Origin of the sequence: Caballeronia sp. J97 (assembly GCF_905220305.1) — a bacterium.
GTDB lineage: Bacteria > Pseudomonadota > Gammaproteobacteria > Burkholderiales > Burkholderiaceae > Caballeronia.
Map to the genome: position 1 here is coordinate 72,201 of NZ_CAJMZL010000018.1, position 26,603 is coordinate 98,803.

The following is a 26,603-nucleotide window of genomic DNA, read 5'->3' on the forward strand; positions in this document are numbered from 1 at the left end:
CTCCTCAGGCCTGCACCAGCGGAGCCGGCTGCTTCAGATACTGCTCGCGGATCGCCTTCGCGGCGTGGAACGCCAGTGCTGCGACGACACCTGTCGGGTTGTAGCCCATGTTCTGAGGAAACGCGGACGCGCCCATCACGAATACGTTGTGCACGTCCCAGCTCTGCAGATACTTGTTCACCACGCTCGTCTTCGGCGATGAACCCATCACCGCGCCGCCCGTCGTGTGCGTCGACTGATAGGCGCGCGTGTCGTAGTGATCGCCTTTCTTGCGGATCGCCTTGAAATACGCTTCGGGCTTCATCGCCTGCGCGACCGCTTCCATGCGCGTGCCCATGTAGCCGAGCATCGCGTATTCGTTGTCGTGCCAGTCGAAGGTCATGCGCAGCAGCGGCAGGCCGTGCGCGTCGCGATACGTCGGATCGAGGTCGAGACAGGCGTCGCGGTACGGCATCACCGAGCCGGAAATGCCGATCGTCATGTAGCGCTGGTAAGCGTCCGTCACGCCGGCCTTCCACTTGCTGCCCCACGCCGGCGTACCGGGCACCGTCGGCGTCATGTTGATCGGCCGCCCGCCGTAGTTCACATGGCGGATGCTCGCGCCGCCGAGAAAGCCGAGCGGGCCGTGATCGAACTGGTCGCCGTTGAGATCGTCCATCGCTACGCCGCCCGCGCCCGTGCCGATGAACGGATTGAGCACCGTGCCCTTCGGCAGCAGCACGTTGATGCCGCCGTTCATCTGATATGCGTAGTTGCGTCCGACGACGCCCTCGCCCGTCTTCGGGTCATACGGCTTGCCGATGCCCGAAAGCAGCAGCAGGCGCACGTTGTGCATCTGGAACGCCGAGACGATCACGATATCGGCGGGCTGCACGACTTCGCGGCCTTGCGCGTCGATATAGGTCACGCCCGTTGCGCGCTTCTTGTCGGAGTCGAGCAGCACCTTCGTCACGTAAGCGTGCGTGCGCAGCTCGAAGTTGGCCTTCTTCAGCAACACCGGAAGGATCGTGGTCTGCGGCGACGCCTTCGAATACATGAAGCAGCCGAAGTCCTCGCAAAAGCCGCAGAAGTTGCACGGGCCGAGACGCACGCCGTAAGGGTTCGTGTACGGCTCCGACGCGTTCGCCGCCGGCGCGGGATACGGATGAAAGCCCACTTCCCGCGCCGCTTTCTCGAAGAGCTGCGCGCCGAGCGTGTTCCTGAGCGGAGCGGTCGGATACTCGGTGCTGCGGCGCCCTTCGAGCGCATTGCCGCCTTCCTGACGCTGCCCGTTCAGATTGCCGGCCTTGCCCGACGTGCCGAACACCTTCTCCGCGAACGCGAAGTGCGGTTCGAGTTCGTCGTAGGTCACGCCGAAATCCTGAACGGTCATGCCTTCCGGAATGAACTTTTTGCCGTAGCGCGCTTCGTAGTGCGAACGCAGTTGCAGCTCTTCGGGCAACGCGCGGTAGTGCATGCCGTTCCAGTGAAAGCCCGCGCCGCCGACGCCATTGCCGAGCAAGAACGAGCCGTGCTGCCGATAGGGCACCGCGAGACCGTCCACGCCATGACGGATCGTGACGGTCTCGTCGGCCAGATGCTGAAAGAGCTTGCCACGCCCGACGTGCGCGAGTTCATCGATGACTTTCGGATAAGCCGCGTCGGTCGGCGTGTCACGCATGGCGCCGCGTTCGAGCGCGACGACTTCGAGTCCCGCGTCCGTCAGTTCCTGTCCGAGAATCGCGCCGGTCCAGCCGAATCCGACGATCACGCAATCTACTTTTTTCTTTTGAATCGCCACCGCTTACCCCCGTCTTCCGTCGATCGATACCGGGCCATACGGATAGCGGACCCCCGGCTTGTCGATCCAGTCCGCGAAATCCGCCCGAGCGCCAGGGAAGCCGACCATCTTCCAGCCGACCATGTCCCTGTTGCCGCCGTACATCGGATCGGCAAAGAAACCTTCGCGCGTGTTCTTGAGCAGATACGAGAAAAAGATCTGCGACGGCAGCGAATCGAATTCGATCGCGCCGTGCTCCATCTGCGCGAGCGTGGATTCCTGTGCCGCGATGTCGAGTTGTGCGAATGACTTGCCGTCGTGCTGCCGCACGCACCAGTCGTCGCATGCCTTGATGCCCAGGCGATAGATGTCGCGCGGCGAAAGATTCAGTTGAAAGCCCATTTCGGGCGCCTGATCCGGATGAAACGGCCCCTGCATGTACCAGAGCTTGCCGTAGCCATACGGCGTTTCCATTTGCCGGTCGATGAATTCCGGAACGCCGGCCTTCAGCGCGCCGGGACCGTGCTCGTCCTCGGGAATCAGGCGATCCGCCGCGGCGAGCAGGAAACGCCATTCGGCGTCATGGAAGTAGGCGGGATGATAGTTGCGGGATGACGACGCATGCGCCGTTTCCGACGATGGGCTGCACGCGGCTTGTGTAAGCGCGGCTCCGGAGGCGACCGTCGCTGCGGGCAGGACGGCGAGCGCCTGCCGTAAGAAACGGCGGCGTGGCAAGGGAACAGACATGATTCGGCAGATTCGCTTTATTTAATGGCATCTCGATTGTTCAAATCGAAGTGGCTACTTTATTCGCGCTACCGAGTATCTTCTATCGACCTGCCCCGAACGTGGAAAAATGCAAAGCCGGACGCGGCGCTGCGACGCAGTCAAACAAAATCGCCGTGCGGGTTTCAGTTTTTTAATGGTTGCACGCGATCAGCGCCCCGTCGCGCGACGCCATGCGAGCAATGGCAGGCGCATCACGAAACCGAGGAAGAGCCGCGTGTGCATCCATGTCAGCAGCACGTTGTCGCGGCCGTAGTGAAAGTGCGAAACGCCGCCCTCTTCCGGCGTGAAGTAACGCACCGGCGCATCGAGATTGATCGGACGCACTCCGCGCCAGCACAGACGCACGACCGCCTCGGGGTCGAAGTCGAAGCGGCGCATCCATGTCTGCTTGCGCATGAGCGCGGCGAGCGGCGCGATCGGATAGACGCGAAAGCCGTACAGCGAATCGCCGATGCCCATCCACAGCGTCTCGAGATTCGCCCAGCCGTTCGAGATGCGGCGTCCCTGCACGCGCAATTGTGGCGCGCTTGCATCGAATTTCGGGCGGCCGAGGATCATCGCGGCGGGGGCGCTCATCGACGTTTCCATGAACGTGCGGATCAGCGCGGCGGGATGCTGGCCGTCCGAATCCATCGTCAGCGCGTGCGTGAAGCCGAGCTTCGCGGCTTCGTCGAGGCCCGCGAGAATCGCCGCGCCCTTGCCGCGATTTTCCGGCAGCACGATCACGCGCAAACCGGAATCCGTTTCGGCCATTTTCGTGAGACGCTCGGCGCTGCCGTCCGTGCTGCCGTCGACGACCACCCACACCGGATTCCACTGCTCGCGCGCGCCGCGCACCGTTTCATCGACTTTTTCGCCGGGATCGTAGCTCGGAATCAGGACGAGATGCGTGGACGATGCGCGTGTCGAAAGCATGGGGAAAGACGAAAAACGGAATGGGATGCGACGAATTTTATCGTCTGCCGACGCAGACGCTTTCAGTCGCGCGCGCGATGCGGTTCGAGCTCGCCCGCGTAGAAGCGCTGCAACTCGGCGATGAATGCCTGCAACGCGGCGTGATCGCGTCCCGGCGGCGCGAAGCGGCGGCCGAGCGTCACGCGGTAGGTGATGGGCAGCGCGGGCTTCCTGAAGATCTGCCAGCCCTTGCCGAGAAAGCCCGAATCGGTCTCGATGATGAGCGTCTGCACGGGCGCCTGCGCGCGCGCCGCGATCAGCGCGATGCCGCCCTTCAGCGGATTCACCGAAGAGTTTCCGGTGCGCGTGCCTTCGGGAAAGAGCAGCAGCGGACTGCCGCGATGCAGTTCGGCGACGGCGGCGCGAATCAGCCCGACGGACGTGTCGTTGACGATATATCCCGCGAGCAGCGCGCCCGGCCCGAGAAACACATTGCCGGCGACATCGCCTTTCATGACGCAGCACGTATCGGGCACGCGCGACGCGATCAGCAGCGCATCGAGCAGGCACGGATGATTCGGCGCGAGGATCATCGCGGGCTGTCCCGCGAGCGCGTCGAGTTCCGAGAGATCGAAACGGCACGCGCCGAGCGTGCGCAGAAGCACGAAGTAGCCATGCCACACGCGCTGCACGATGGCGCGTCCGACGCGCCGTCCGGCGTCGACGTTCAACACGCGCCGCAGAATCCACGCGAACGGAAACCACGCGAGACACACGAGCGCGAGCACGACGAGCGCGAAATAGAACGCCACGCATTGCCACGCGGATTCGAGCGCCCCCCCGAGCGATACCTTGCCGCCCGCGCCGCCGATTTTCCGGTGCGCGTCACTCATCGCTCGCCACCATTTTCGACGACTGCCCGAACACCCACGCCACCGCGATGCCGCCGGACAACACACTCTTCTGCCGCACGAGCGGGCTATCGACGAAGCTCGCGCCGGCCAGATTCGCATAGCGCATGAATGCGCCGATCCAGTAGCGGCTGAAGCGCCGCGACATCGACACCAGCGCCTGCGTGCCGGCATAACCGCCGTTCGCCTGAAAGGCCGGGCGCCCCGGCGTCGCATATTGCGGCGCGACGGTGTAGTAGTGGTCGCTGTATTTGCCGTCGGCGAACATCGGTCCGGCGAGCATGCCGACGCGCAGTCCCGGCACGCCCGCGACATCGACGAGATCCAGGTTCAGGTTCGGCTCGAACTGCCAGCCCACCGTCTTCGGCGACGATTCCAGCGTGATGCCCATGCGCACCGGCAGCCGCAGATCGAGCAGCATGTCGCGCGACGGCGAGCGCCACAGATGCACTTCCATCGACGGGCCGATTTCGATCGTCGGCTTCAGGTCCGGCATGCCGGCGCGCGCGTTGTCGTCGCGGCTCGACACAGGCAGCGAGCCGAGCAGGCTGATGTTGAAATTGACGCGGTCGGTATCGAGCAACTGGCCGCGCACGCCGTCGCGGTCGGCACGAAAGAACTTGCCGCGATAGATCACGTAGGGAAACGGAAAGACCCACGCGCGCGTCTGATCCGAGCCCGGATAGTGCGCAAACGCGGCGACGCCCATGCCGATGCCGAGCTCCCACAGCGGCTTGTCAGGCGGCGGCGCTTCATCGGCGCGCGCCATTGCACTCGTGACGAGCAGCAGCACGATGGCGAGGCGCGAGGCGCGAAAGTCCGGCATCGCGATCAATTGGCCGACGGCTCCGCGCGCCGCGCATCGCTCAGATTGCGGCGACGCTGGCGATACGCGCGCAGCGAATTGCGCCAGTCGAGCGCAGCCGAAATGTAGTAGATGCCCTTGAACGCGCGCAGCGAATGCCAGATCGGCGTGGCGCCGAAGATATCGCCCGCGAGCAGCGACAGCAGCGCTTCCTTCATGCGCAGCGGATTTTTCGGGCCCATGAAGAGATTGCGCATCGTCGGCGAGGTCATGCGGTAGATGAACCACGAGAACTCGCGCGGGCCGTGGCGCACGTCGCGGTCGAACCGGGCGAGCGCGGCTTGCGCATTCGCGGGATTCGAAAGCGCCGCGTCGATCGCCAGCGCGCCCGCGAAGGCGCTCTGCATCGCGAGCATCACGCCGGACGAGAACACCGGATCGATGAAGGCGAACGCGTCGCCGAGCAGAAGGAAGTTGCGCCCGTGCGTCATGTCGCCGGTGTACGAGTAATTGCCGGTCGCGTGGACTTCGCTCACGAGTTCGGCATTGCTCAGGCGCTCGGCGAGCGGCCCACACAACGCGATGGTGTCGCGAAAGAACGCTTCGACCGAGGTGCCCTTCGGACGCTGCTTCAGATACGCGGGCCACACGACCGCGCCGACGCTCGTTACGCCGTCCGCGAGCGGGATGAACCAGAACCAGCCGTGCTCGAACCAGAACACGGTGATGTTGCCTTCGTTCTCGCCCTCGTTGCGGCGCGCATTGCTGAAATGGGCATAGAGCGCCGACGAGTTGTGCCGATCGTTGCGACGCTTCGTCTTGAAGTGATTCGCGAGCAGCGTGTCGCGTCCCGAGGCATCGACGACAAAACGCGCGCGCACTTCCTCGATGCGGCCATCGTCGTGCTCCGCGCCGATCGTCGCACTGGCGCCGTCCGCCGCGAACGCGACATCGCGCGCGCGGCAGCCTTCGCTCACGTGCGCGCCGTGTTTCGCCGCGTTGCGCAACAAGATGTCGTCCAGCTCGGAGCGGCGCACCTGGTACGCGCTCGGCATCGACTTGTCCCATGCGTCCGCGAACAGAAAGCGCTGCATGCGATTGTCGTGCTGCGGCGACACGAACTCGGCCGCGAGCTTGACCATGCCGATGGCGCGCACTTCGTCGGCGACGCCGAGCTTTTCGAACAGCCGCAAATTGGCGGGCAACAGCGACTCGCCGATATGAAAACGCGGATGCCGCGCCTTCTCCAGCACGCGCACGCGATAGCCGCGGTCCGCGAGCAGCGTCGCCGCGGTCGAACCGGCCGGTCCGCCGCCGATCACGACCACATCCCAGGTTTGCGTCGTTTCACTCATCTGCGTTCCTCGAGCCTGCTGTTCAAGCGATCCCGCCATTGATCGACAAAACCTGTCCGGTGACGTAAGCCGCCGCATCCGACACCAGATACGCGACCATGCCCGCGACTTCCTCCGCCGTGCCCGCGCGCTGCGCCGGCACCAGTTGCTTGATGCGCTCGGGCGGAAACGCGCTGCCGAGCATCGGCGAATCGATGACGCCGGGCGCCACCGCATTCACCGTGATGCCGCGCGACGCGAGCTCCTGCGCGAGCGCGCGCGTCGCACCGATCAGGCCCGCCTTCGCGGCGGCGTAGTTCACCTGCCCGCGATTGCCCATCATGCCCGACAGCGACGACATATTGACGATGCGCCCCCAGCGCGTGCGGATCATCGGCATCAGAAGCGGCTGCGTGACGTTGAAAAAACCGTCGAGCGTGACGTCGAGCACGCGTTTCCATTGCTGGCGCGTCATGCCGGCCATCGGCGCGTCGTCGTGGATGCCCGCGTTGTTCACGAGAATCTGCACCGGGCCGTCTTCGAGAATGCGCGCGAGCGCGGTCGCGGTGGCGTCGGAATCGGTGACATCGAAGCCGACGGCGCGCGCCGCGCCGCCCGCCGCGCGGATAGCTTGCACACAGCTTTCAGCGCGGTCGATGCCGCCGTTCGCGTGAATCAGGACTTCGTGTCCGGCGGCCGCCAGCGCGCGGCTGATGGCCTGTCCGATCGCGCCGCTGCCGCCTGTCACGAGCGCGCGCATGGCCTGTCTTCCGTCGTCGATTGCATTGCGCCTGTCCGTTTTCGCTTATTGCGGGGCCGCATCGGCGAGCGCACGAGCGTGCGCGTCGTTCAGTCTCGATGCGGCGGATTTCACTTGCGTGACAGCGGCTGCCGGAACAGGTTGCCGCGCCGCGCGTTATCGCGTGCGATGCGCGGCGACGTGCGCCGCGAGCGCGCCGAGGCTCGCGAAGATCTTCTGATTGTCCGGATTGTCCGAGCGCAGCTCGAAACCGTACTTCTTCGAAATCAGGAGCGCGATTTCCAGGATGTCGATGGAATCGAGCCCGAAACCTTCCTCGTACAAGCGCGTATCGGCCGAAACGGCCTTCGGATCGACGTCCTCGAGATTCAGTTCGGCAACGATCAGCTCGGCGAGCTCTCTTTCCAGTTCATTCATCGTGTGTACAGACCAGCGCAAAACGCGCGCCCCGTGTGCTCCGCGCGCTGCCGGCTGCCTGTTATCGAGATAATTGCAGTGGCGAAATTCTAGACGAAGCCCCTTGGGACGCCTAGTAGGAAAGGTAACCGGCCGTATTGAACGCCGCACCACGATATTTCTGAGAAAAATCAGCGATTTCCCCGCACAGCGGGACCCCCGCGCCGGTAGGGTAAAATCCGCCGGTCTGACGAATGTAAGATCATCAAACAATCGGTTACAGACCGGGCGCGCAACCGCGCGGGAAAATATTCGTCAGGCGGGCGACTGCCGAATTTTTGATCACCAACGGAGCGTTCTGTAAAGAACGCCGCAGCCGCATCCCATGTTGCGTACCTTTTTCCTTCGACCAGCGTCTATCGAACTGCCTTCGCGCGCAGCGGGAGCGCGCCGATGAACGCCGCCCGCTTTCTGCGCGCGGCGGGCGTCGTGGCGGCGATCGTCGCTTATCAGCTCGCCGCGCATCATGCCGCGTCCACGCCGGGCGCGCACGGGCTCGGCCTCGCGCTCGTGCTCGCCCCGCTTCTGCTCGTCGCGCTGAACGCCGCCGTGCGCTCGAACGTGCGTGCGTGGCTGCTGCCGCTCTGGGCGCTCGCGTGCGCGGCGTTGTGGCTCGGGCGCGCGACGCTCACCGCGCACTTCGGCTGGGGACTCTGGCTCGAGCACGCGAGTTTCAATCTCGCGCTCGCGTGGATGTTCGGCCGCACGCTCAGGTCGGGCCGCGAGCCGCTCTGCACGCAATTCGCGACGATGGTCCACGGCAAGCTCGAAGCGCGCGTCGTTCTCTACACACGGCGCGTCACGGCGGCGTGGGCGTTGTTTTTCGTCGGCACCGCGTTCGTATCGACGATGCTGTTCGCGTTCGCATCGATCGTCACCTGGTCCACGTTCGCCAACTACCTTGCACTGCCGCTCGTCGGACTGATGTTCGTCGCCGAGTACGCGTGCCGCCGCATCGCGTTGCCGGACATGGAGCCGTCGAGCATCATGGACGCCGTGCGCGCCTACACGCAGTCGGTGCAGATGCGTCGCAGCGGGGCGCAGTGATGTCGCCAACCTCATCGCACATGCAGACTTTTCCGCTCGTTTTCCACGCGTCGCCGGATCAGACGATCGCCTGGCGCGACGGCGCGCCCGTCGCCGTGCGCGAGTTTCTCGCCGATGTCCGGCAACTCGCCGATGCGCTGCCCGAAGGCGGCCATGTGTTCAACGTCTGCACGGACCGCTATCGGTTCACGGTGAGTCTGTGCGCGACGCTCGTCGCGGGCAAGACGAGCCTGCTGCCGTCGACGCATACGCCGGAAATGGTGCGCGCCCTCGCCTCGTTCGCGCCCGACGCGTTCTGCCTGCACGACAGCGACGATTGCGCGATCGACCTGCCGCGCTTTCGCTATCCGCAGCCGGCAACGGCCCGCGCATCCGGAGAAGCGAACGTTCCGCATATCGACGGCGCGCGCGTCGTCGCTTACGTGTTCACGTCGGGCTCGACCGGCGTGCCGGTGCCGCATCGCAAGACGTGGGGCTTTCTGGTCAAGAACGTGCGCGCCGCCGCCGACCGGCTGGGTCTGCTCGGCGATGCGCGCGCGACGCTCGTCGGCACCGTGCCGCCTCAGCACATGTACGGCTTCGAATCGACGGTGCTGCTTGCGCTCATCGGCGGGCTCGCGTTCAGCAACCGCCAGCCGTTCTATCCCGTCGATATTCGCGCGGAACTCGACGCCGTGCCCGAGCCGCGCGTGCTCGTGAGTTCGCCGATCCACCTGCGCGCGCTCTTCGCGAACGAGGAAGCATTGCCGCGCGCGTCGCTCGTGCTGTCGGCGACCGCGCCGCTCTCGGAGAAGCTCGCGCTCGATGCCGAAGCGCGCCTCGAAGCGCCGCTGATGGAGATCTACGGCAGCACCGAGACCGGCCAGATCGCGACGCGCCGCACGGCGCGCACCGCCGCGTGGGAGCTGTTTCCGGACATCGCGCTGACGCCGCGCGCCGACGAAGCCAGCGACGGCGGCGAACAGACGATGTGGGCGTCGGGCGGTCACGTCGAAGCGCCGGTGCCGATGGGCGACGCGCTCGAACTCATCGACGCGACGCATTTTCTGCTGCACGGGCGCAAGGCGGATCTGATCAATATCGCGGGCAAGCGCACATCGCTCGCGTATCTGAATCATCAACTGAACGCGGTGCCGGGCGTCGTCGACGGCGTGTTCTACATGCCCGACGATACGCACGCCGATAGCGAAGCCGTGCGTCGCCTGATGGCGCTCGTGGTCGCGCCGGGACTCGCGGCGGCGGATCTGCAACGCGCGTTGCGCGAGCGCATCGACGCCGCGTTCATGCCGCGTCCGCTGCTGTTCGTCGACACGCTGCCGCGCAACGCCACCGGCAAGCTGCCGCGCGACGTGCTCAGGCAGTTGATTGAGCAGGAACGCGATCGTCGCGCGGCGCTGACGTTCACCGTGCCGCCCGAACATCCCGCGCTCGCCGGGCATTTTCCCGGCCGTCCGATCGTGCCGGGCGTCGTGCTGCTGGATCATGCGCTCGATGCGATCGGCGCCGCGCTCGGCAAGCGCCTCGACGCGCGCAGGATCGAATCCGCGAAATTCCTGAGCCCGGCGCAACCGGGCGAAACGCTCGACATCGCCTATGAAACCGCGGCGAGCGGCGCGATCCGCTTCACGATTCGGGCGGGCGCACGCGCGGTGGCGAGCGGCGCGCTCGCGGCGCCGTCCGCGTGATCGATGACGACCGCCACGGACATGCACGCCTCGTGAACAAGCCACGCAACCGCGACGACTGGGCCGACCGCCAGGAACGCAGCAACCTCGCGTTGCTGCGCTTCATGACGTGGGTATCGCTGCGCTTCGGGCGGCGCATCGGGCGCGTGTTGCTGCGGATCATCACCGCGTATTTCGTCGTCTTCGCGCCGCGCGCGCGGCGTGCGTCGCGCGGCTTTCTGAATCGCGCGCTCGGACGGCACGCGGGCTGGCGCGACGGTTATCGGCACGTGTTCTCGTTCGCGTCGACGATCCATGACCGCATCTATCTGCTCAACGAGCGCTTCGATTTGTTCGATATCCGCACGCACGGCGTCGACGATGTCGAAGCCGCGCTCGCCGACGGCCGTGGCGCATTCCTGATGGGCGCGCATCTCGGCAGCTTCGAAGTGGTGCGCGCGATCGGCCGGGCGCAGCCGCATATCCGCATCGCGATCACGATGTACGAAGAGAACGCGCGCAAGATCAACGCGATTCTGGCCGCGGTGAATCCGGCCGCGCATCACGACGTGATCGGCCTCGGCAAGGTCGATGCGATGCTCAAGGTGCGCGAGCGGCTCGACGCGGGCAGTCTCGTCGGCATACTCGCGGACCGCACGCTGCGCCAGGCCGGCGACGCGCTCGGGGAGCGCGAATTCCTCGGCGCGCCCGCCGCGTTTCCGCTCGGGCCGCTGCATATGGCGGCGGTGCTGCGCCGTCCGGTGGTCTTCATGACGGGGCTGTATCTCGGCGGCAACCGCTACGATATCCACTTCGAAACGCTCGCCGATTTCTCGAACGTCGGGCGCGGCGAGCGCGCCGCCGCCGTCGACGCCGCGCTCACCCGCTATGTCGCGCTGCTCGAAAAGTATTGCCGCGCGGCGCCGTACAACTGGTTCAATTATTTCGACTTCTGGCAGGCGAACGCCGCGCGGGAACCCGCGCAAGCGAGTGCCGCGCGCCTGCGGGAAGCGACGAGGGATTCCTGAGCTTATGCGAGTTTTCGCTGTTGTTTTGACGGCCGCCGTGCTGTCGGCTGCATCGACGATCAGCGTCGCCGCCGACGCGCCCTGGACGCTCGATCGCCTGATGAACACGCTGGGCGCGAAGAAGTCCGGCCGCGCGCACTTCACCGAGACGCGCTATCTGAAGATCGCGGAGCAACCGCTCGAATCGTCGGGCGAACTGGTGTTCGTCGCGCCCGATCATCTGGAAAAGCACACGGTCAGCCCGAAGCCGGAGAATCTCGTCGTCGATGGCGACATGCTCACCGTCGATCGAAATGGCCGCAAGATGACGATTCCGTTGCGCAACTATCCGGAGCTGGGCGCGTTCATCGAAAGCATTCGCGCGACGCTCGCGGGCAATCGCTTCGTGCTGGAAAACGCGTACAAGGTGTCGATCGCGGGCCAGGGCGACGACTGGACGATGACGCTCGTGCCCGTCGATTCGCGCATGAAGCAGAAAATCAGCTCGATCACGCTCGCGGGCACGGGCGCCGCGCTCGCGCGCGTCGAGATCAGACAGGCCGACGGCGACCGCTCGCTGATGCGCCTGCAAGACGCGTCGGCGCACTGAACACGGCATGCGCGCGTTGTCGGGGTCTTTGCGTCAGCCCGCGGTCATCGCTTGGCTGTGCTGTCTCGCGGTGTGCGCGGCGATCATCGCGCGCGCGAGCTTCACCGCCGATCTCTCCGCGTTCCTGCCGCGCTCGCCGAGCGAGCAGCAGCGCGTGCTCGTCGAGCAGTTGCGCGACGGGCTCGTATCGCGGCTGATTCTCGTCGGCATCGAAGGCGGCGACGCGAACGGGCGCGCCGACGTCTCGCGCAAGATCGCGGCGCGGCTGCGCGAAGACCAGCGCTTTTCGGCGATCAACAACGGCGAGGCACTCGGCGCGGCGCGCGACGAGCGTTTCGTGTTCGAGCATCGCTATCGATTGAGTTCCGCGGTGACGCCGGAGCGCTTCGCCGAATCCGGCCTGAAAGACGCGCTCGCCGACAGCCTCGATCTGCTGTCGTCGTCCGCCGGCATGATCACGAAGGACCTTTTGCCGCACGACCCGACCGGCGAAGTCGCGGCGCTCGTCAGCCAGCTCGACAGCGGCGCGCAACCCGCGATGCAGGAAGGCGTGTGGAGCTCGCGCGACGGCAAGCGCGCCGTGTTGCTCGCGCAGACCGCGAGCGCCGGTTCCGACACCGACGCGCAAGCGAGCGCGATGGCCGCGATCCGCGCCGCGTTTCAGCAGGCTGCGCCGGGCGCGACGCCCTATCGCCTGCTGATGACGGGCCCCGGCGTGTTCGCGGTCGAGACGCGCGACACGATCATGCACGACGTGCGCTGGCTGTCGGCGGCAAGCATCGTGCTGATCGTCGTGCTGTTGCTCGCCGTGTATCGCTCGGTGCCGACCTTGCTGCTCGGCCTGATGCCCGTGCTGTCGGGCGTCGCGGCGGGCGTCGCCGCCGTGAGCCTCGTGTTCGGCACCGTGCACGGGCTCACCCTCGGCTTCGGCACGACCTTGATCGGCGAGGCCGTCGATTATTCGATCTATCTCTTCGTGCAATCGGCGGGCAGGACATCGGGCGGGCGGCGCGAATCGCTGAAGGACTGGGTCGCGGGCTTCTGGCCGACGATCCGTCTCGGCGTGCTGACGTCGATCTGCGGCTTCGCATCGATGCTCTTCTCCGGCTTTCCGGGCCTCGTGCAGCTCGGGCTGTATTCGATCGTCGGCTTGTCGACGGCGGGCATCGTCACGCGTTTCGTGTTGCCGCATCTGTTGCCGTCCGGCTTCGCGATCCGCGACGTCTCGCGCCTCGGCCATCTGCTCGCGCGATTCGCCGCGCAGGCGTCGCGCCTGCGCGTGGCGCTCGTGGTGCTGCTCTTCGCCGCGGTCGCGGCGCTGCTGATGCAGCGTCACGGATTGTGGAGTCAGGAGTTGTCCGCGCTCAGCCCGGTTCCCCAAGCGAGTCAGGATCTCGATGAACGCCTGCGCGCGGATGTCGGCGCGCCGGACGTGCGCTATCTCGTCGTCGTGTCGGCGGCGAACGAGCAAGCCGCGCTCGAACGCGCGGAGGCCATCGGGCAGCAGTTGCAACCGCTCGTCGATGCACACGTCATCGCCGGCTACGAAAGTCCGGCGCGCTATCTGCCGAGCGATGCCGCGCAGCGCGCGCGCATTGCGAGCCTGCCCGCCGCCGATGCGTTGCGCGCGCGGCTCGCGCTCGCGCTGCGCGATCAGACCATCAGCGTGAAGCCCGAGGTTTTCGAGCCCTTCATTGCCGATGTCGAGGCCGCGCGCGCGCAGCCGCTCCTGCGCCGCGCCGATCTGCAAGGCACGTCGATGGCGCTCGCCGTCGATTCGCTCCTCACCGAGCGCGACGGCCGCTGGACCGCGATGCTGCCGCTGCGCGCGGAACAAGGCTCGGACGTGCAGGCGCAGAAGATCCGCGCGGCGGTGGCGGCATCGCGCGTGCCGGACGCGCTTTTCGTCGACATGAAAGCCGAAGCCGATCACCTGTACCAGAACTATGTGCGCGAGGACATCCACCTGTCGCTCGGCGGATTCGCCGCGATCGTCGTGCTGCTCGTGCTCGCGTTGCGCTCGCCGGTGCGCGCGGCGCGCACGCTCGCGCCGCTCGTCGCGGCGGTGATCGTCGTGATCGCGGGGCTGGCGATCGCGGGCAAGTCGCTGACGATCCTGCATCTGATCGGCATGCTGCTGATCGTCGCGGTCGGGTCGAACTACGCGCTCTTCTTCAACTATCGCGCGCACGCCCCGGACCACGCGATCTCGCCGCAGACGCTCGTGTCGCTCGTGATCGCGAATCTCGCGACCGTGCTCGGCTTCGGGCTGCTCGCGCTGTCCAGCGTGCCGATGCTCAAGACCTTCGGGCTGACGGTCGGCCCCGGCGCGATTCTGGCGCTGCTGTTCTCGGCGATCCTCGCGCCGCGTTCGGCTTTTTCACGATGAAAGCGCCCGGCGAGCCGCGCCGCTGGACGCCGACGCCCTTGATCGGCGGCGCGGCGGCCGTGCATGCGGGCGCGCTCGCGTCCCTGCTCGTCGCGCCCGCGACGTGGCCGTGGGCGGCGGGCGGCGTGATCGCGTCGCACCTCGCGCTGACGGCGGCCGGGCTCTGGCCGAAGAGCGCGCTGCTCGGCCACAACTGGACGAGGCTGCCGGAATCGGCGGGCGCGCGCATCGCGATCACGATCGACGACGGCCCCGATCCCGATGTCACGCCGCGCGTGCTCGATCTGCTCGACGAGCACCGCGCGCGGGCGACGTTCTTCTGCATCGGCGAACGGGCGCGGGCCCATCCGCGCATCGTCGAGGCCATCGTCGCGCGCGGGCATGCGGTGGAAAATCACAGCCAGCGGCATCGGCATCATTTTTCGTTGATGGGACCGGGCGCGTTGCGACGCGAAATCGACGCCGCGCAAGCGACGCTCGGCGAAATCGCGGGCGCGCGGCCGCTCTTCTTTCGCGCGCCGGCGGGATTGCGCAATCCGTTTCTCGAACCGGTGCTGTGCGCTCTGGGGCTGCATCTCGCGAGCTGGACGCGGCGCGGCTTCGATACGCGCACGGGCGATGCGCCGCTCGTCGCGCGGCGCTTGCTTACCGGATTCGCGGCGCGCGACATTCTCCTCGTCCACGATGGCCACGCCGCGCGGGAGGCGAACGGCGCGCCCGTCGTGCTGGCCGCGCTCGATACGGTATTGCGCGCAGCGGCGCATCGCGGCTTCGAGACGGTGACGCTGCGCGACGCGATCGTCGGCTAGACTGCACGAGCCTCCGCTCAACCCTGCCCGCATGGTGCCGAACGCGCTCATCGAAACCGCCAGCCGGCCGTACCGCGCCGCGGGCCGGTTCGCGTGGCACTTCGCGTCGGCCAAGCTGCGCCTCGATCCGTTCTTCGCGCACCTTCTCGCACACGAGCTGATTCCCGACGGCGCGCGTATCCTCGATCTCGGCTGCGGTCAGGGTCTGCTCGCCGCCTGGCTCGTCGGCGCGCACGCGTGGCATCGCCACGACGCCGGCCGCGCATGGCCCGCGCGCTGGCCCGCGCCGCCCATGCCGCGTTCGATTCACGGCATCGATCTGACGCCGCGCGATGTCGACCGGGCGCGCATCGCGTTGCAGGCGCATGAGTCGTGTGTCCGTTTCGTTTGCGGCGACATTCGCGTCGCGCCCTTTCCGCAGGCGGATGTCGTCATCGCGTGCGATGTGCTCCATTACGTCGATGCGAACGCGCAGGAATCGATTCTCCGCCGCGTGCACGCGTGCCTCGACGCGGGCGGCGTGCTCCTGCTGCGCATCAGCGATGCCGCCGCGGGCTGGCGCGCGAGCCTCGACCGCGCCGTCGATTTCGGCGTGCAGGTCGCCCGTTCGGGACGCACGAGCGGCCTGACGGTCCGCAGCGAGGCGCAGTGGCTCACGCTGCTCGGCGATCTGCGCTTTCAAGTGACGATTCGTCCGATGGGCCACGGCACGCACCACGCCAATCGTCTGCTGATTGCGCGGCCCGCCGGCTGAGACGCGCGCGGGCTGAAAGGCCCCGTTTGTTACAATTCAACGTTTCGAACGCCATCGGACTTTGGGAAACGAGCCCGTAGTGAATCCTCTTCTGCTTACGCATTTCACCGCGACGAGTTGCGCGGGCCGCGGTCTCGACGCGACGCTCGCCGCGCTCTCGGACGGGCGCAGCGGTCTCGCGCCGTGCGACTTCGAAGGCGCCGCGCTTGGCACTTACACTGGGCGCGTCGCGGGCGTCGAGGACGCGCCGGTCCGCGCGGATCTCGCCGAATTCGACTGCCGGAACAACCGCCTCGCGCAACTCGCGCTGATCCAGGACGGCTTCGAGGAACGCGTCCGCGAAGCGATCGCGCGGCACGGCGGACAGCGCGTCGGCGTGTTCATGGGCACGAGCACCGCGGGGATTCTCGAGACCGAGCTCGCCTATCAACGCCGCGATGCGCAGACCGGCGCGCTGCCCGCCGACTTCAACTACGCGACCACGCACAATCCCTATTCGCTCGCCGCTTTCGTGCGCGCGTATTTCGGCTTGCGCGGGCCGGCGGTGTCGGTGTCGTCGGCGTGCTCGTCGGGCGCGAAGGTATTCGGCTCGGCGCGGCGCATGCTCGAAACAGGCGTGATCGATGCGGCCGTCGTCGGCGGCGTCGATACGCTCTGCCTCACGACGCTCTACGGCTTCAATTCGCTGGAACTGCTCGCGCCGGGCCCATGCAAGCCGTTCGATGTGAAGCGCGACGGCATTTCCATCGGCGAAGCGGCGGCGTTCGGGCTGCTCGAACGCGACTCCGCATATGACGCCGATGACGACGCGATCCGCCTGCTCGGCATCGGCGAATCGAGCGATGCGTATCACATGTCGTCGCCGCATCCGGAAGGACTCGGCGCGCGCATGGCGATGGAACAGGCGCTCGCAAGCGCCGGCCTCGATGCGGGCGATATCGGCTACGTGAATCTGCACGGCACCGCGACGCCCAGCAACGACGCCGCCGAAAGCCGCGCGCTCACGAGCCTGTTCGACCGCGTCCCGTGCAGTTCGACCAAGGGCGCGACGGGCCATACGCTCGGCGCGGCCGGCGCGCTCGAAGCGGTGATCGCCGCGCTCGCGCTCACGCACCAGATGATTCCCGCAGGCGTCAATACGAGCGAGCCGGACCCGGCGCTCGGCCTCGACTATGTGCTGACGACGCGTGCCGCGCCGTTGCGCGCGGTGCTGTCCAATTCGTTCGGCTTCGGCGGGACCAACTGCAGTCTCGTGTTCGGGCGCAAAGGGGCGAAATCGGCATGACTCCATTGCGCGCATATATCGAAGGCGTCGGCGTGATCGGGCCGGGCCTCCCCGACTGGCCTCATGCCGCCGACGTGCTCGCGCACCGCGCCGCGCGCGAAGCGGCGAAGACGGTGTTGACCGCGCCCGCGAGCCTGCCCTCCGCCGAGCGCCGCCGCACCGGGCCGGTCGTGCGCGCGGCGCTCGCGGCCGCGCACGAAGCGGTGGCGCAGAGCGGCCGCGATGCCGCGACGCTCGCGGCCGTGTTCGCGGCATCGGGCGGCGATGGCGGGAATTTCCACGCGATCTGCGAAACCCTCGCGAGCGACGAACCGCAACTCTCGCCGACGCGCTTTCACAACTCCGTCCACAACGCGCCCGCGGGCTACTGGAGCATCGCGACGCGCGCGATGGCCGCATCGAACGTGCTGTGCGCGTATGACGGCAGCTTCGCGGCGGGCTTGCTGGAGAGCCTCGCGCAAGTGAGCGTCGATGGCGCCGCGACGCTGCTCGTCGCCTACGACACGGACTATCCCGAGCCGCTGCGCCACGTGCGCCCGATCGCCGATGCATTCGGCGTCGCGCTCGTGCTCGCGCCGCAGCGGAGCGAGCACACGCTCGCGCGTATCGAAGCGCGTCTTTCGGATGCCAGCGCATCCATCTTCGCCGATGCCGATTTCGAGGCGCTGCGTCTGTCGAACCCCGCGGCGCGCGCGTTGCCGTTGCTCGAAGCGCTGACGCGCGGCGCGGCATCGCATGTCGTGCTCGACTATATCGACGGCACTCGCCTTGCCGTGGACATCGATCCGTCATGACCGGCGCGCACGTTCTCGATCGCGACTGGATCGCCGCGCGCATTCCGCATGGCGGCTCGATGTGCCTGCTGGATGCCGTCGTCGCGTGGGATGCGGAGCAGATCCGCTGCACGGCGACGAGCCATCTTCGCGCCGATAACCCGCTGCGCGCGAAAGACCGCCTCGCGTCGGTGTGCGGCATCGAATACGCGGCGCAGGCGATGGCCGTTCATGGCGCGCTCGTCGGCGAGCGGGACGAGCGCCCGCGTGTGGGCATGCTGACGAGCGTGCGCGGCGTGCAAACACATGTCGAGCGGCTCGACACGCTCGACGGCCCGCTCGATATCGAAGCCGGGCGCATCGGAGGCGATGCGAACACGGTGCTCTATCGCTTCACCGTCCACTGCGCGGGCCGTTTGCTGCTGAGCGGCCGCGCCGCCGTGATTCTCGATGCGGCTCAGACCACCGGCTTAATCGCGCAATAAGCCGAAAAGATGCCGAGTTCGACATCGCGGCGCACGTTCTCGAAACCGGCACGCTCGATGGCGGCGATCACGGTGGCGGGCGGCACGCAGGCCTCGATCGTGTCCCAGTAGTAGCGCATCAGCTCGACGCTTTCCCCTTTCTTCCCGACGATGCGCGCGATTATCGGCACGACGGCGCGCATATAGAACTTCAACGCCGCGACGCCCGCGCCGTGTGCGGGACGCGTGATTTCCAGCACGCATAGCCGGCCGCCTGGCGCGAGCACGCGGAAATACTCGTCGAACGCTTTCGCGAGATCGCTCACGTGGCGCAGCGCGAAACCCATGCTCAGAAAATCGTACGCGGCGCTGTCGCACGGCAGATCCTCCGCGGTGCCGATGCACGTCTTCACGCCGACCGGCAGATGCGCTTCGCCGACCATGCCCAGACTCGGATCCACGCCCGTCACGAGCGCCGGATCGCCGGTGATCGCGACGGCTTCCTTCGTGACGAGTCCCGTTCCCATGCCGACATCGAGCACGCGCATGCCGCGCGCGAGGCCCGCCGATCGCAGCGCGCGATTGCGATACCACGGGCCGGAGCCGAAAGCCATCGCGCGTTCGATGGCGTCGTAATCGGACGCGGTGCGGTCGAAGATCCCGCGCAGCCAGAGACGCCGCTTCGATTCGTCGGCGTAGTAGGAAGTGAGCGGCTCGTGCGGGGCTTTCGTGTCGATCGGGCTGGTCGGGTCGCGCCGGGGAAAAGTCATGCAGTCTCCAGTCTTTATCGCTGAGCCGCGGATCGTCGGTCGATCGCCTCTACCGCGGCGGATGCGATGCAGAAATGCACGGAACGGTTTTGAATTTTGGATGCAACGTGCTTAATACCATAATTCGAAGGCCGTTCATTCTGCAGCGGAAACTTCGCTACTCGGGGATCGCCGCCAGCACCTCCGCCGACCGCCCCGCGACAATGGTCCTCGGCACCGTCACGTCAGGCGCAGGCAACGCCAGCGTCAACGCCTTGCGCGCGCGCATCATGGAGTTGCGCACACGACGCTCCGGTCGGCTGAACATGCCGCCACCGACCAGCGCAACGAACGACGCGATCAGAGGCACCGCGAGCAGCATCGTCGCGAATTTGAAGAGGCCGAGCTTCAACGGACTTCGCGAAGCCCATGCGGACCACGCGAGCGCGAATCCCATATAGGCGATGCCCGCGGGCGCGCCGGCCAGCTCGGGCATGCCGAGACGTTGCGCGAACGGCATCGGAAAGATCAGGACGAAGAGCGCGATGCTCGACATCGCATGAAGGAGCAGCGTGCGCCGCTGCCGCAGCAGACCCGTGAGCGACCAGAAGGCGAGCAAGAGCACGAATGGCGGACATGCTGCCACGATAGCGGCGAGCGCGAGATACACGACGACACCGCTCACCAGATTGCGCAGATAACCTTCCGACGACGCGTAGTACACCATGTATCCCGCCGCGATCGCCGCCACGCTCGCGATGAAGGCGATGATGCCGCCCCGCCCGTCCGGCGAGACGACGAGCCTCAGCATCAGCAGACTCGTGAAGCCGACGAGATGGACCAGGAACCGCATAACCGAAAAACGCTGTTTCATACCGCACCCCTTTCCCCTGACGGTGCGAGCGGCCTTCACGACGGTCTCGCACTGCACGAGACCTTACGAGACCTGTCCTCGCCCGTCTGTCGCCAGCGTCCGAATTCGAATGACGGATCGCAAGCTCAAAGCGCCGCCGCGAATAGCCTTTCGGTCTTTCGCGGTCGACGTCTCCTTATCGACGGGGAAGCGGGGATTCTTTAGCCCTTCGGTGCGGGCTAGCGGAGAAATTCCAGCGGCATCAGCGCGTGAGCGGCTTCGCCTGCTCCATCGACGATGCGCGCACGAACTTGCCCGCGCCCAGATGGTGGATCGTGTGCAGCGGCTGATTCGATTCGTCGATGGTCCAGTGGCCGTCGATGAACACGCGCGCATCGGCGGCGGCCGCGACGACTTCGGCGAAACAGGTGTCGTAGGCGTCTTCGGTGTGCTTCTCGTCGATGAGCTTGCACTCGAGCCACGCTGCGCAGTTCGTCTCGATGAGCGGCAGGCCGAGCGCCGGCCCCTGCACCGTATCGATGCCGAACGCCTCGAACTTGTCGATCTCGCGCCCGCTCGACGTGCCGACTGCGTAGGTGAGATCGATCATCGCCGCGCCCGGCACGATGATGCCGAAGGCACCGCTCGCGGCGGCCAGTTCGCGCGTGTAAGTGCTCTTGTCAATTACGACAGCGATGCGCGGCGGCGTGAACTCGACCGGCATCGACCATGCGGCGGCCATCACGTTGCGGCGACCGCCGTGCGCGCTCGTGACGAGGACGGTCGGACCATGATTGATCAGGCGGCTGGCGTGCTCCAGCTTGACGGGACGAAACTGGCTCATAAGAGTTTTATGTATGCAAAAGACGATTCGCGCAATTGTATGCGGCGCGCAAAATGCGCGCCGCCGCATGATCGTTCCCCGAAAAATCCGCCTTGACAGACGCTCTTACGATATATATCTTTAGATATGTTTTACGACATATCTGGAGTGGTCACATGAAATCCCGTTGCTTTCAACGCGCGCGTGAAGCCGGCTTCCGCGCCTTCGGTCCTGGTTCTTCTTTCGACGCCCCCGAGTGGGCTGAACGTTTCGCTTTCGAGCGCTGGGGCATGATCGGGCGACATCGCCATGGCGGCGGCCGCTTCGAAGGCGGTCCCGGCGGCATGGGCGGCATGGGCGGCATGGGTGGCTTCGGCGGAGAAGACGGCATGCCGCGCGGACGCAAGTTTTCGTCCGACGATCTGCAACTGCTGCTGCTCGCGATGCTCGCCGAAGCGCCGCGTCACGGTTATGAACTCATCAAGGCGCTGGAAGACCGCTCCAACGGCTTCTACACGCCGAGCCCCGGCATGGTTTATCCGGCGCTCACGTATCTGGAAGAGCTCGGCTATACGACCGTCGAGCTGGAAGGCAATCGCAAGCGCTATGCGTTGTCCGACGCGGGCCGCGACTATCTCGCGTCCAACCGCGAGCGCGTGGACATCATGCTCGCGAAACTCACGCACTTCGCGCGCAAGATGGATCTCGTGCGCCGTGCATACATGGGCGAGGAAGTCGACGAGGCCGCTGCCGACAACGGCTGGGCGCCGGAGTTGATCGCCGCGCGTCGCGCGCTGAAGAAGGCACTGCTCTTGCGCACCGATGCATCGCAGGAAGAGCAGCGCCGCATCGCCGCGATACTTGCGCGCGCGACTGCCGAAATCGAACAAAACCCCGCGCCGAAGCAGGCGTAAGCGGAGCCATACACGATGACCGATTCGATCCTGCAATCCCGGCCCGACCTCGAAGTCACGCGCATGCGCCACGCGCTCAAATTTCGTCTGCTGCAAGTCACGCGCGTCGAGAAACTCAATCCTACGTTCGTGCGCGTCACCTTCACGGGCGACTCGCTCGAAGATTTCGTCAGCGCATCGTTCGACGATCACGTGAAGCTGTTTTTCCCGTCGCCGGGCGAGACCATGCCCGCGCTGCCGCAAGCCGGCCCCAATGGTCCCGAGTTCGATCCGTCGAAACCGCGTCCGATCGCGCGCGATTTCACGCCGCGCCGTTTCGATCGTGAAGCACGGGAACTCGATATCGAATTCGCGCTGCACGAGGCCGGCCCCGCGACCGCCTGGGCCGCGCAAGCCGCGCCGGGGCAATATCTTGGCATCGGCGGGCCGCGCGGATCGTTCGTGATTCCGACGCAGTTCGACTGGCATCTGATGATCGGCGATGAAACCGCGCTGCCCGCTATCGCGCGTCGTCTGGAAGAATTGCCCGAAGGCACGCGCGTCGCGACGTTGATCGAAGTGGCCGATCCTTCGGCGCGCATCGAGTTCGACACGCGCGCCGATCTGTACGCGCAATGGCGCTATCGCAATGAGAGCGAGCATCCCGGCGGCGCATTGCTGCTCGCCTTGCGCGAAACCTATGTGCCGGAGGGCGAAGGCTACGTGTGGGCGGCGGGCGAAGCGACGCTGATGCGTGCGGTGCGCAAGCTTCTCTGCGACGAACGCGGCGTCGACAAGAAACGCATTCGTGCTTCGGCGTACTGGAAGCGCGGCGAGCAAGGCGTGCATGAGACCATCGATGGCTGATTGATCGTCGATCGGCTCACGATGCCGATTTGCCAAGGCTAGAACGAAGTCGCCACAAGGCCGCGAGAATCAGGGCACGGAGACATTCGACGCCCATTCAACGGTCTCCGACGGGCGCATGGGCGGCACGGCGTTCGGCACCATCGCGTTGCCTGTGACGCGGGAAGCCGCAGTGGGCGGTCCGCTCGCGCACGTTCAAACGGGTGACCTCATTCGCCTGAGCGTATCCAAGCGCGAGATCAGTCTGCTCGTCAGCGACGAAGAACTCGCCGCGCGCGCGAAGGCTTCGCCGGTCGCTGCGCATGTTGCGGATCGCGATTATCGCAAGCTGTTTTACGACACCGTGACGCAAGCGGACAGGGGCGTCGATTTCGACTTCCTGCGCGCGACGCAGACGCAAGGCGTAATACCGCGTCGATAACCTCGCACGATCGCGATCAAGCGTGCTGCGCTTGCAGCACTTCGCCATTCAAGCCGATCACTCGCGCCTTATGTGCGACGCATGCGGTCGCGATCAGCACTTCGCGGTTCGTATGGCGGCACACCACGTTGCGCACGTGGTTCCAACCGAAGCCGAAGAAGCCGCGCTTCTTCGCGCCGAGCACGACGAGATCCGCATCGAGGCGCTCGGCTTCGTCGGCGATCACGCGCCCGATGGTGCGGCCGTCATGCGGCAGCGTGCGCGTTTGCCAGTCCGCGTCGATGCCGGCGTGCCGAAGCATCTTTTCGCTGCTGCGGCGAATCACGAGCGCGAGCTGATCGACGAGCGCGGGCATGTCGCAAAGACATTCCATCTGCCAACCTGCCCACCACGGCGACGATTCGATCACATGCAGCACGGTCAGGCGCGCATGGCTTTCGCGCGCCCGCGCGATGGCGGCCGACAACGCGGCTTCGCTGAAACTCGGCCCCACTGCGACAAGAATATGTTGATACATGGCGCAACCCTCCGATCATTGAACGGCGCCGTATGCGGGCGTCCGTCGTGGTGTGCATGACGTCATGATCCGCGCCGACACTTAGCGGAAAGTGAGCGCGCGCTTCGGGAGGCGTTACGATGCGATAAATCAAACTGATGGCATCGAGGCATCTTCGACACATGGACAATCGCGAACTGCTCAATCTCGCGTATCTGCGCGCGTTCCGGCTCGTCGCGCAAACCGGCAGCGCCACGCGCGCCGCCGCCGCGCTGTTCCGTGCGCAATCGGCGGTCACGCGTTCACTGCAGGAACTCGAAGCCGCGGTAGGCGAGACTTTGCTGGAGCGCCGTCCATCTGGCATGTTGCCCACGCCCGCCGGACGCGCGGTGCTGCTGCGCTGCCAGCGCATCTTCGCGGAACTCGAAGAGCTGGCGCAATGGTGCGCGACGCGGCAATCGCGTCGCCGGACCACGACGGGCGGCGCGCTTCCCGCCTTTCTGCTCAATACGCGCCGGCTGCAATTGTTCTCCGCGCTCGCGCGGCATCGTCACATGCCGAGTGCGGCGCAGACTCTGGGGCTCAGTCAACCGGCCGTGAGCAGCGCGATCCGCATCATGGAGACAGGCGCGGGCATGCAATTGTTCTACCGCAGTCCGCGCGGTCTGCTGCTCACGAGCGAAGGCGAAACCTTTGTCCTGCACGTGCGGCGTGCGCTGAACGAACTGCGCCATATCCCCGACGATCTCGCGGCATTGCGCGGCACGATTCAGGGTTATGTCACGGTCGGCGCGCTGCCGCTCGGCAGAACGCTGATCCTGCCTGGCGCAATCGCGCGCGTGGCCGCGCAATATCCGGGCGTGCGCATCGTGACCGACGAGAGCGCATATGAAACGCTCGTCGCGGGACTGCGTGCGGGCGATATCGACTTCGTGCTCGGAGCGTTGCGTCATAACGATGCATCGAGCGGGCTCGTCAATGAGCGCCTCATGTCGGAGGACATCGTGGTTATCGCACGTCGCGGACATCCGCTCGCGGGTCGAAGCGGATTGACGCTCAAGGATCTGATCGCCGCGCAATGGATCCTGCCGCGCAGTCAGGCGCCCGCGCGCGGGATGTTCGAAGCGCAATTCAAGCGCTGGAAGCTGAAGCCGCCGATGCCGACGGTCGAGACCGCCGACCTCGCCGTCATTCGCGGCCTGCTGATGCATACGGACATGCTCGCCGCCGTGTCCGCGCAACAACTCCATTACGAATGCGAATCGGGTCAGCTCGTCGTGATGGACATCCCGCTGCAAGCCACGCGACGTGATATCGGCCTCACGATGCGCGCGGGCGGCACGCCGTCGCCGGCGGCGCGCGCCTTGATCGACGCGATCCGTTTGACCGTCGATCAGCTCGGGCATGAACTACGGCGCGAGTCGCCCGGTATCGTCAAAACGGCCTTCTGATACCGAACAGAAGAGTGTATGGCCCGAACCATGTCAGCTCTATTTCAATTCGTTTGCGGGGCCATCTGAATCGTTTATCGCGCTAACACGCTTTGTGCCGGCAAGCACTCGTGCGGTATCGTGTCATAGGCGCGATCACCGCAACGAAGGAGATGCAATGGACGAGCAGCAATGGATTGCGATGGACGAGTACTTGTGCGATCGAACGCAAACGCCTGACGATGTGCTCGACGCAGCACTGAAATCCAGCACGGACGCGGGACTGCCCGCGATCAACGTCGCACCGAATCAGGGCAAGTTGCTGAACATGCTCGCGCGGTTGCGCGGCGCGCGACGCATTCTCGAACTCGGCACGCTCGGCGGGTATAGCACGATCTGGCTCGCACGCGCCCTGCCCGACGACGGCACGCTGCTTACGCTCGAAGCCGTCGAGCATCACGCGGACGTCGCGCGCAGGAACATCGAACGCGCGGGCTTGTCGGGCGTGGTCTCGGTGATCGTCGGCGATGCGGTCGATACGATCAAGGCTTTCGTGCGCGACGGCATTCCGCCCTTCGATTTCGTCTTTCTCGACGCCGACAAGCAGAGCTATCCGGAGTATCTGCGCCTCGTGTTGCGTCTGAGCCGGCCCGGCACCGTGATCGTCGCCGACAATGTAATTCGACGGGGCCGCGTGGCGGACGCGCATAGCGGCGACCCCGACGTGATCGGCGTGCGCACCTTCTTCGACATGCTCGCGGCGGATGCGCACGTCTCTTCCACGGCGATTCAGACGGTCGGCAGCAAAGGATGGGACGGCTTCTCGATTTCGATCGTGTCCTGAGCGTCGCTCACAACGATTCGGTTCCATCGATTCCGAAAAAAATCGCAACGCGGTTCCGGATTTTTTTCATCTGAAAATAATTCGAACGGCCGATGGAATAAAACACTCGTCCGGAAGGTTAGCGCATCGAGACCCCAAAAAATCGATGCATCAACATGGACGAGCCGCTCACCGAACGAGACATGCATGCCTTCCGGCGCGCATTCGCTCCCGTCGCGCCGCGCGAATTAAAAAGCGCTTTGCGTCACGCATTCGTCGGCGTATGCGTTGCCGTGGCCGCAGCCGGTTGGTGCCTGACGACGCAAGTCAGTCCCGACATGCTCGATGCCGTCGCGGTAATGGCATTGATGGAAACATCGGGCCAACGCGGCACGAATGTCCGGGCGCTCGTGTCGCATGATCCGCATTTCGCCGAACTCGCGCCGGTCGGTCTCGAACTGATAGAGAGCAAAACGCGACGCGTCGGCACGCTCGCTCATATCGACGAATTCGACTATCGCAACGCGAACGGCGACGCCGTGGTTCTGCTGATCGCTTCCTCGCCGTTCGCGCGCGAAGCGCCGCACTGGAGCGCGCAACGCGCAGGCAATATCCGTCTGCTGACCTGGACCAGCGGCGGCAAGCGTTGTGTCCTCGCGGGACGTGCGGATACGCGCGTACTCATGTGCGCCGCCGACGCGTTGACGCTAACAGCGCGGCAGGCGCACGACGGATAAA

General features: G+C 65.9%; 27 protein-coding genes and 1 pseudogene. 16 read left to right on the forward strand and 12 right to left on the reverse strand.

Annotated elements, in window-relative coordinates:
* Positions 1-4: 4 nt before the first annotated feature.
* From U4Y90_RS22080 to U4Y90_RS22115, 8 genes are all read right to left on the reverse strand, one after another.
* Complete coding sequence (locus U4Y90_RS22080; RefSeq protein WP_321797723.1) at positions 5-1,780, reverse strand: GMC family oxidoreductase; 1,776 nt, start codon at positions 1,778-1,780, stop codon at positions 5-7.
* Between the two features lie 3 nt (positions 1,781-1,783).
* Positions 1,784-2,506 carry a gluconate 2-dehydrogenase subunit 3 family protein gene (locus U4Y90_RS22085; RefSeq protein ID WP_321797724.1) on the reverse strand — a complete coding sequence of 241 codons (723 nt, stop codon included), beginning with the start codon at positions 2,504-2,506 and terminating at the stop codon, positions 1,784-1,786.
* A 189-nt stretch (positions 2,507-2,695) separates the two neighbouring features.
* Entirely contained in the window at positions 2,696-3,463 is a 768-nt protein-coding gene (locus tag U4Y90_RS22090) for a glycosyltransferase family 2 protein (protein WP_321797726.1), read from the reverse strand.
* A gap of 62 nt (positions 3,464-3,525) precedes the next feature.
* Positions 3,526-4,335, reverse strand: coding sequence for a lysophospholipid acyltransferase family protein (locus U4Y90_RS22095; RefSeq protein WP_321797728.1), 810 nt, complete (start codon positions 4,333-4,335; stop codon positions 3,526-3,528).
* A complete protein-coding gene (locus tag U4Y90_RS22100) occupies positions 4,328-5,179 on the reverse strand; it encodes a MipA/OmpV family protein (protein WP_321797824.1) in 852 nt (283 codons plus the stop codon). The genes U4Y90_RS22095 and U4Y90_RS22100 overlap by 8 nt, the downstream gene beginning before the upstream one ends.
* Positions 5,180-5,184: 5 nt before the next feature.
* Entirely contained in the window at positions 5,185-6,513 is a 1,329-nt protein-coding gene (locus U4Y90_RS22105; RefSeq protein ID WP_321797729.1) for an NAD(P)/FAD-dependent oxidoreductase, read from the reverse strand.
* Between the two features lie 22 nt (positions 6,514-6,535).
* Positions 6,536-7,252, reverse strand: a complete 717-nt coding sequence (gene fabG / locus U4Y90_RS22110; RefSeq protein WP_321797730.1) for a 3-oxoacyl-ACP reductase FabG — start codon at positions 7,250-7,252, stop codon at positions 6,536-6,538.
* A 156-nt stretch (positions 7,253-7,408) separates the two neighbouring features.
* A complete protein-coding gene (locus U4Y90_RS22115; protein ID WP_008348277.1) occupies positions 7,409-7,669 on the reverse strand; it encodes a phosphopantetheine-binding protein in 261 nt (86 codons plus the stop codon).
* A 432-nt stretch (positions 7,670-8,101) separates the two neighbouring features.
* Between U4Y90_RS22115 and U4Y90_RS22120 the strand changes: the two genes are divergently transcribed.
* The 10 genes from U4Y90_RS22120 to U4Y90_RS22165 all read left to right on the forward strand — a co-directional run bounded on the left by U4Y90_RS22120 (position 8,102) and on the right by U4Y90_RS22165 (position 18,531).
* Positions 8,102-8,755 carry a hypothetical protein gene (locus tag U4Y90_RS22120; protein WP_321797736.1) on the forward strand — a complete coding sequence of 218 codons (654 nt, stop codon included), beginning with the start codon at positions 8,102-8,104 and terminating at the stop codon, positions 8,753-8,755.
* A gap of 20 nt (positions 8,756-8,775) precedes the next feature.
* On the forward strand, positions 8,776-10,440 hold the full coding sequence (locus U4Y90_RS22125) for an AMP-binding protein (RefSeq protein ID WP_321797825.1): 1,665 nt from the start codon (positions 8,776-8,778) through the stop codon (positions 10,438-10,440).
* 32 nt (positions 10,441-10,472) lie between these two features.
* On the forward strand, positions 10,473-11,447 hold the full coding sequence (locus U4Y90_RS22130) for an acyl-CoA synthetase (RefSeq protein ID WP_321797738.1): 975 nt from the start codon (positions 10,473-10,475) through the stop codon (positions 11,445-11,447).
* A 4-nt stretch (positions 11,448-11,451) separates the two neighbouring features.
* Positions 11,452-12,036, forward strand: coding sequence for an outer membrane lipoprotein carrier protein LolA (locus U4Y90_RS22135; RefSeq protein WP_321797739.1), 585 nt, complete (start codon positions 11,452-11,454; stop codon positions 12,034-12,036).
* A 7-nt stretch (positions 12,037-12,043) separates the two neighbouring features.
* Positions 12,044-14,425, forward strand: a complete 2,382-nt coding sequence (locus U4Y90_RS22140) for an MMPL family transporter (protein WP_321797740.1) — start codon at positions 12,044-12,046, stop codon at positions 14,423-14,425.
* Positions 14,422-15,234 (forward strand): polysaccharide deacetylase family protein, encoded by an 813-nt coding sequence (locus U4Y90_RS22145; RefSeq protein WP_321797741.1) that lies wholly within the window; start codon positions 14,422-14,424, stop codon positions 15,232-15,234. Before U4Y90_RS22140 ends, U4Y90_RS22145 begins: the two co-directional genes overlap by 4 nt.
* A gap of 31 nt (positions 15,235-15,265) precedes the next feature.
* The gene (locus U4Y90_RS22150) at positions 15,266-15,988 is read left to right on the forward strand and encodes a class I SAM-dependent methyltransferase (RefSeq protein WP_321797743.1); all 723 of its coding nucleotides are present in this window, start codon (positions 15,266-15,268) and stop codon (positions 15,986-15,988) included.
* Between the two features lie 79 nt (positions 15,989-16,067).
* Complete coding sequence (locus U4Y90_RS22155; protein ID WP_321797744.1) at positions 16,068-17,273, forward strand: beta-ketoacyl-[acyl-carrier-protein] synthase family protein; 1,206 nt, start codon at positions 16,068-16,070, stop codon at positions 17,271-17,273.
* The gene (locus tag U4Y90_RS22160; RefSeq protein ID WP_321797745.1) at positions 17,270-18,067 is read left to right on the forward strand and encodes a beta-ketoacyl synthase chain length factor; all 798 of its coding nucleotides are present in this window, start codon (positions 17,270-17,272) and stop codon (positions 18,065-18,067) included. Before U4Y90_RS22155 ends, U4Y90_RS22160 begins: the two co-directional genes overlap by 4 nt.
* On the forward strand, positions 18,064-18,531 hold the full coding sequence (locus U4Y90_RS22165) for a hotdog family protein (protein WP_321797746.1): 468 nt from the start codon (positions 18,064-18,066) through the stop codon (positions 18,529-18,531). The genes U4Y90_RS22160 and U4Y90_RS22165 overlap by 4 nt, the downstream gene beginning before the upstream one ends.
* Here the strand turns inward: U4Y90_RS22165 and U4Y90_RS22170 are convergent.
* The 3 genes from U4Y90_RS22170 to U4Y90_RS22180 all read right to left on the reverse strand — a co-directional run bounded on the left by U4Y90_RS22170 (position 18,504) and on the right by U4Y90_RS22180 (position 20,956).
* A complete protein-coding gene (locus U4Y90_RS22170) occupies positions 18,504-19,280 on the reverse strand; it encodes a class I SAM-dependent methyltransferase (RefSeq protein WP_321797747.1) in 777 nt (258 codons plus the stop codon). The genes U4Y90_RS22165 and U4Y90_RS22170 overlap by 28 nt on opposite strands.
* A gap of 157 nt (positions 19,281-19,437) precedes the next feature.
* Positions 19,438-20,133 (reverse strand): hypothetical protein, encoded by a 696-nt coding sequence (locus U4Y90_RS22175; protein WP_321797749.1) that lies wholly within the window; start codon positions 20,131-20,133, stop codon positions 19,438-19,440.
* 241 nt (positions 20,134-20,374) lie between these two features.
* The gene (locus U4Y90_RS22180; RefSeq protein ID WP_321797751.1) at positions 20,375-20,956 is read right to left on the reverse strand and encodes a flavin reductase family protein; all 582 of its coding nucleotides are present in this window, start codon (positions 20,954-20,956) and stop codon (positions 20,375-20,377) included.
* A gap of 155 nt (positions 20,957-21,111) precedes the next feature.
* Between U4Y90_RS22180 and U4Y90_RS22185 the strand changes: the two genes are divergently transcribed.
* The 3 genes and pseudogenes from U4Y90_RS22185 to U4Y90_RS22195 all read left to right on the forward strand — a co-directional run.
* Positions 21,112-21,849: a PadR family transcriptional regulator gene (locus U4Y90_RS22185; RefSeq protein ID WP_321797753.1), complete on the forward strand. Its 738-nt coding sequence runs from the start codon at positions 21,112-21,114 to the stop codon at positions 21,847-21,849.
* A 15-nt stretch (positions 21,850-21,864) separates the two neighbouring features.
* Positions 21,865-22,695 carry a siderophore-interacting protein gene (locus U4Y90_RS22190; RefSeq protein ID WP_321797755.1) on the forward strand — a complete coding sequence of 277 codons (831 nt, stop codon included), beginning with the start codon at positions 21,865-21,867 and terminating at the stop codon, positions 22,693-22,695.
* Positions 22,696-22,798: 103 nt separating this feature from the next.
* Positions 22,799-23,116: pseudogene (locus U4Y90_RS22195) on the forward strand (dihydroxy-acid dehydratase); the annotation flags it as partial.
* 16 nt (positions 23,117-23,132) lie between these two features.
* Here U4Y90_RS22195 and U4Y90_RS22200 read toward each other — a convergent pair.
* Positions 23,133-23,633, reverse strand: coding sequence for a universal stress protein (locus U4Y90_RS22200; RefSeq protein ID WP_321797756.1), 501 nt, complete (start codon positions 23,631-23,633; stop codon positions 23,133-23,135).
* Positions 23,634-23,794: 161 nt separating this feature from the next.
* Between U4Y90_RS22200 and U4Y90_RS22205 the strand changes: the two genes are divergently transcribed.
* The 3 genes from U4Y90_RS22205 (at position 23,795) to U4Y90_RS22215 (ending at position 26,602) form a co-directional block, all read left to right on the forward strand.
* Positions 23,795-25,063, forward strand: coding sequence for a LysR family transcriptional regulator (locus U4Y90_RS22205; RefSeq protein WP_321797757.1), 1,269 nt, complete (start codon positions 23,795-23,797; stop codon positions 25,061-25,063).
* Positions 25,064-25,220: 157 nt separating this feature from the next.
* The gene (locus tag U4Y90_RS22210; RefSeq protein WP_321797759.1) at positions 25,221-25,886 is read left to right on the forward strand and encodes an O-methyltransferase; all 666 of its coding nucleotides are present in this window, start codon (positions 25,221-25,223) and stop codon (positions 25,884-25,886) included.
* A gap of 155 nt (positions 25,887-26,041) precedes the next feature.
* Positions 26,042-26,602 (forward strand): anti-sigma factor, encoded by a 561-nt coding sequence (locus U4Y90_RS22215; RefSeq protein WP_321797761.1) that lies wholly within the window; start codon positions 26,042-26,044, stop codon positions 26,600-26,602.
* Position 26,603 lies beyond the last annotated feature (1 nt).

Coding starts and splice junctions, on each gene's coding strand:
- U4Y90_RS22085 (WP_321797724.1), bottom strand. CDS start 2,506: ATGTCTGTTCCCTTGCCACGCCGCCGTTTCTTACGGCAGGCGCTCGCC.
- U4Y90_RS22090 (WP_321797726.1), bottom strand. CDS start 3,463: ATGCTTTCGACACGCGCATCGTCCACGCATCTCGTCCTGATTCCGAGC.
- U4Y90_RS22095 (WP_321797728.1), bottom strand. CDS start 4,335: ATGAGTGACGCGCACCGGAAAATCGGCGGCGCGGGCGGCAAGGTATCG.
- U4Y90_RS22100 (WP_321797824.1), bottom strand. CDS start 5,179: ATGCCGGACTTTCGCGCCTCGCGCCTCGCCATCGTGCTGCTGCTCGTC.
- U4Y90_RS22105 (WP_321797729.1), bottom strand. CDS start 6,513: ATGAGTGAAACGACGCAAACCTGGGATGTGGTCGTGATCGGCGGCGGA.
- fabG (WP_321797730.1), bottom strand. CDS start 7,252: ATGCGCGCGCTCGTGACAGGCGGCAGCGGCGCGATCGGACAGGCCATC.
- U4Y90_RS22115 (WP_008348277.1), bottom strand. CDS start 7,669: ATGAATGAACTGGAAAGAGAGCTCGCCGAGCTGATCGTTGCCGAACTG.
- U4Y90_RS22120 (WP_321797736.1), top strand. CDS start 8,102: ATGAACGCCGCCCGCTTTCTGCGCGCGGCGGGCGTCGTGGCGGCGATC.
- U4Y90_RS22125 (WP_321797825.1), top strand. CDS start 8,776: ATGCAGACTTTTCCGCTCGTTTTCCACGCGTCGCCGGATCAGACGATC.
- U4Y90_RS22135 (WP_321797739.1), top strand. CDS start 11,452: ATGCGAGTTTTCGCTGTTGTTTTGACGGCCGCCGTGCTGTCGGCTGCA.
- U4Y90_RS22140 (WP_321797740.1), top strand. CDS start 12,044: ATGCGCGCGTTGTCGGGGTCTTTGCGTCAGCCCGCGGTCATCGCTTGG.
- U4Y90_RS22145 (WP_321797741.1), top strand. CDS start 14,422: ATGAAAGCGCCCGGCGAGCCGCGCCGCTGGACGCCGACGCCCTTGATC.
- U4Y90_RS22150 (WP_321797743.1), top strand. CDS start 15,266: ATGGTGCCGAACGCGCTCATCGAAACCGCCAGCCGGCCGTACCGCGCC.
- U4Y90_RS22160 (WP_321797745.1), top strand. CDS start 17,270: ATGACTCCATTGCGCGCATATATCGAAGGCGTCGGCGTGATCGGGCCG.
- U4Y90_RS22165 (WP_321797746.1), top strand. CDS start 18,064: ATGACCGGCGCGCACGTTCTCGATCGCGACTGGATCGCCGCGCGCATT.
- U4Y90_RS22170 (WP_321797747.1), bottom strand. CDS start 19,280: ATGACTTTTCCCCGGCGCGACCCGACCAGCCCGATCGACACGAAAGCC.
- U4Y90_RS22175 (WP_321797749.1), bottom strand. CDS start 20,133: ATGAAACAGCGTTTTTCGGTTATGCGGTTCCTGGTCCATCTCGTCGGC.
- U4Y90_RS22180 (WP_321797751.1), bottom strand. CDS start 20,956: ATGAGCCAGTTTCGTCCCGTCAAGCTGGAGCACGCCAGCCGCCTGATC.
- U4Y90_RS22185 (WP_321797753.1), top strand. CDS start 21,112: ATGAAATCCCGTTGCTTTCAACGCGCGCGTGAAGCCGGCTTCCGCGCC.
- U4Y90_RS22190 (WP_321797755.1), top strand. CDS start 21,865: ATGACCGATTCGATCCTGCAATCCCGGCCCGACCTCGAAGTCACGCGC.
- U4Y90_RS22200 (WP_321797756.1), bottom strand. CDS start 23,633: ATGTATCAACATATTCTTGTCGCAGTGGGGCCGAGTTTCAGCGAAGCC.
- U4Y90_RS22205 (WP_321797757.1), top strand. CDS start 23,795: ATGGACAATCGCGAACTGCTCAATCTCGCGTATCTGCGCGCGTTCCGG.
- U4Y90_RS22210 (WP_321797759.1), top strand. CDS start 25,221: ATGGACGAGCAGCAATGGATTGCGATGGACGAGTACTTGTGCGATCGA.
- U4Y90_RS22215 (WP_321797761.1), top strand. CDS start 26,042: ATGGACGAGCCGCTCACCGAACGAGACATGCATGCCTTCCGGCGCGCA.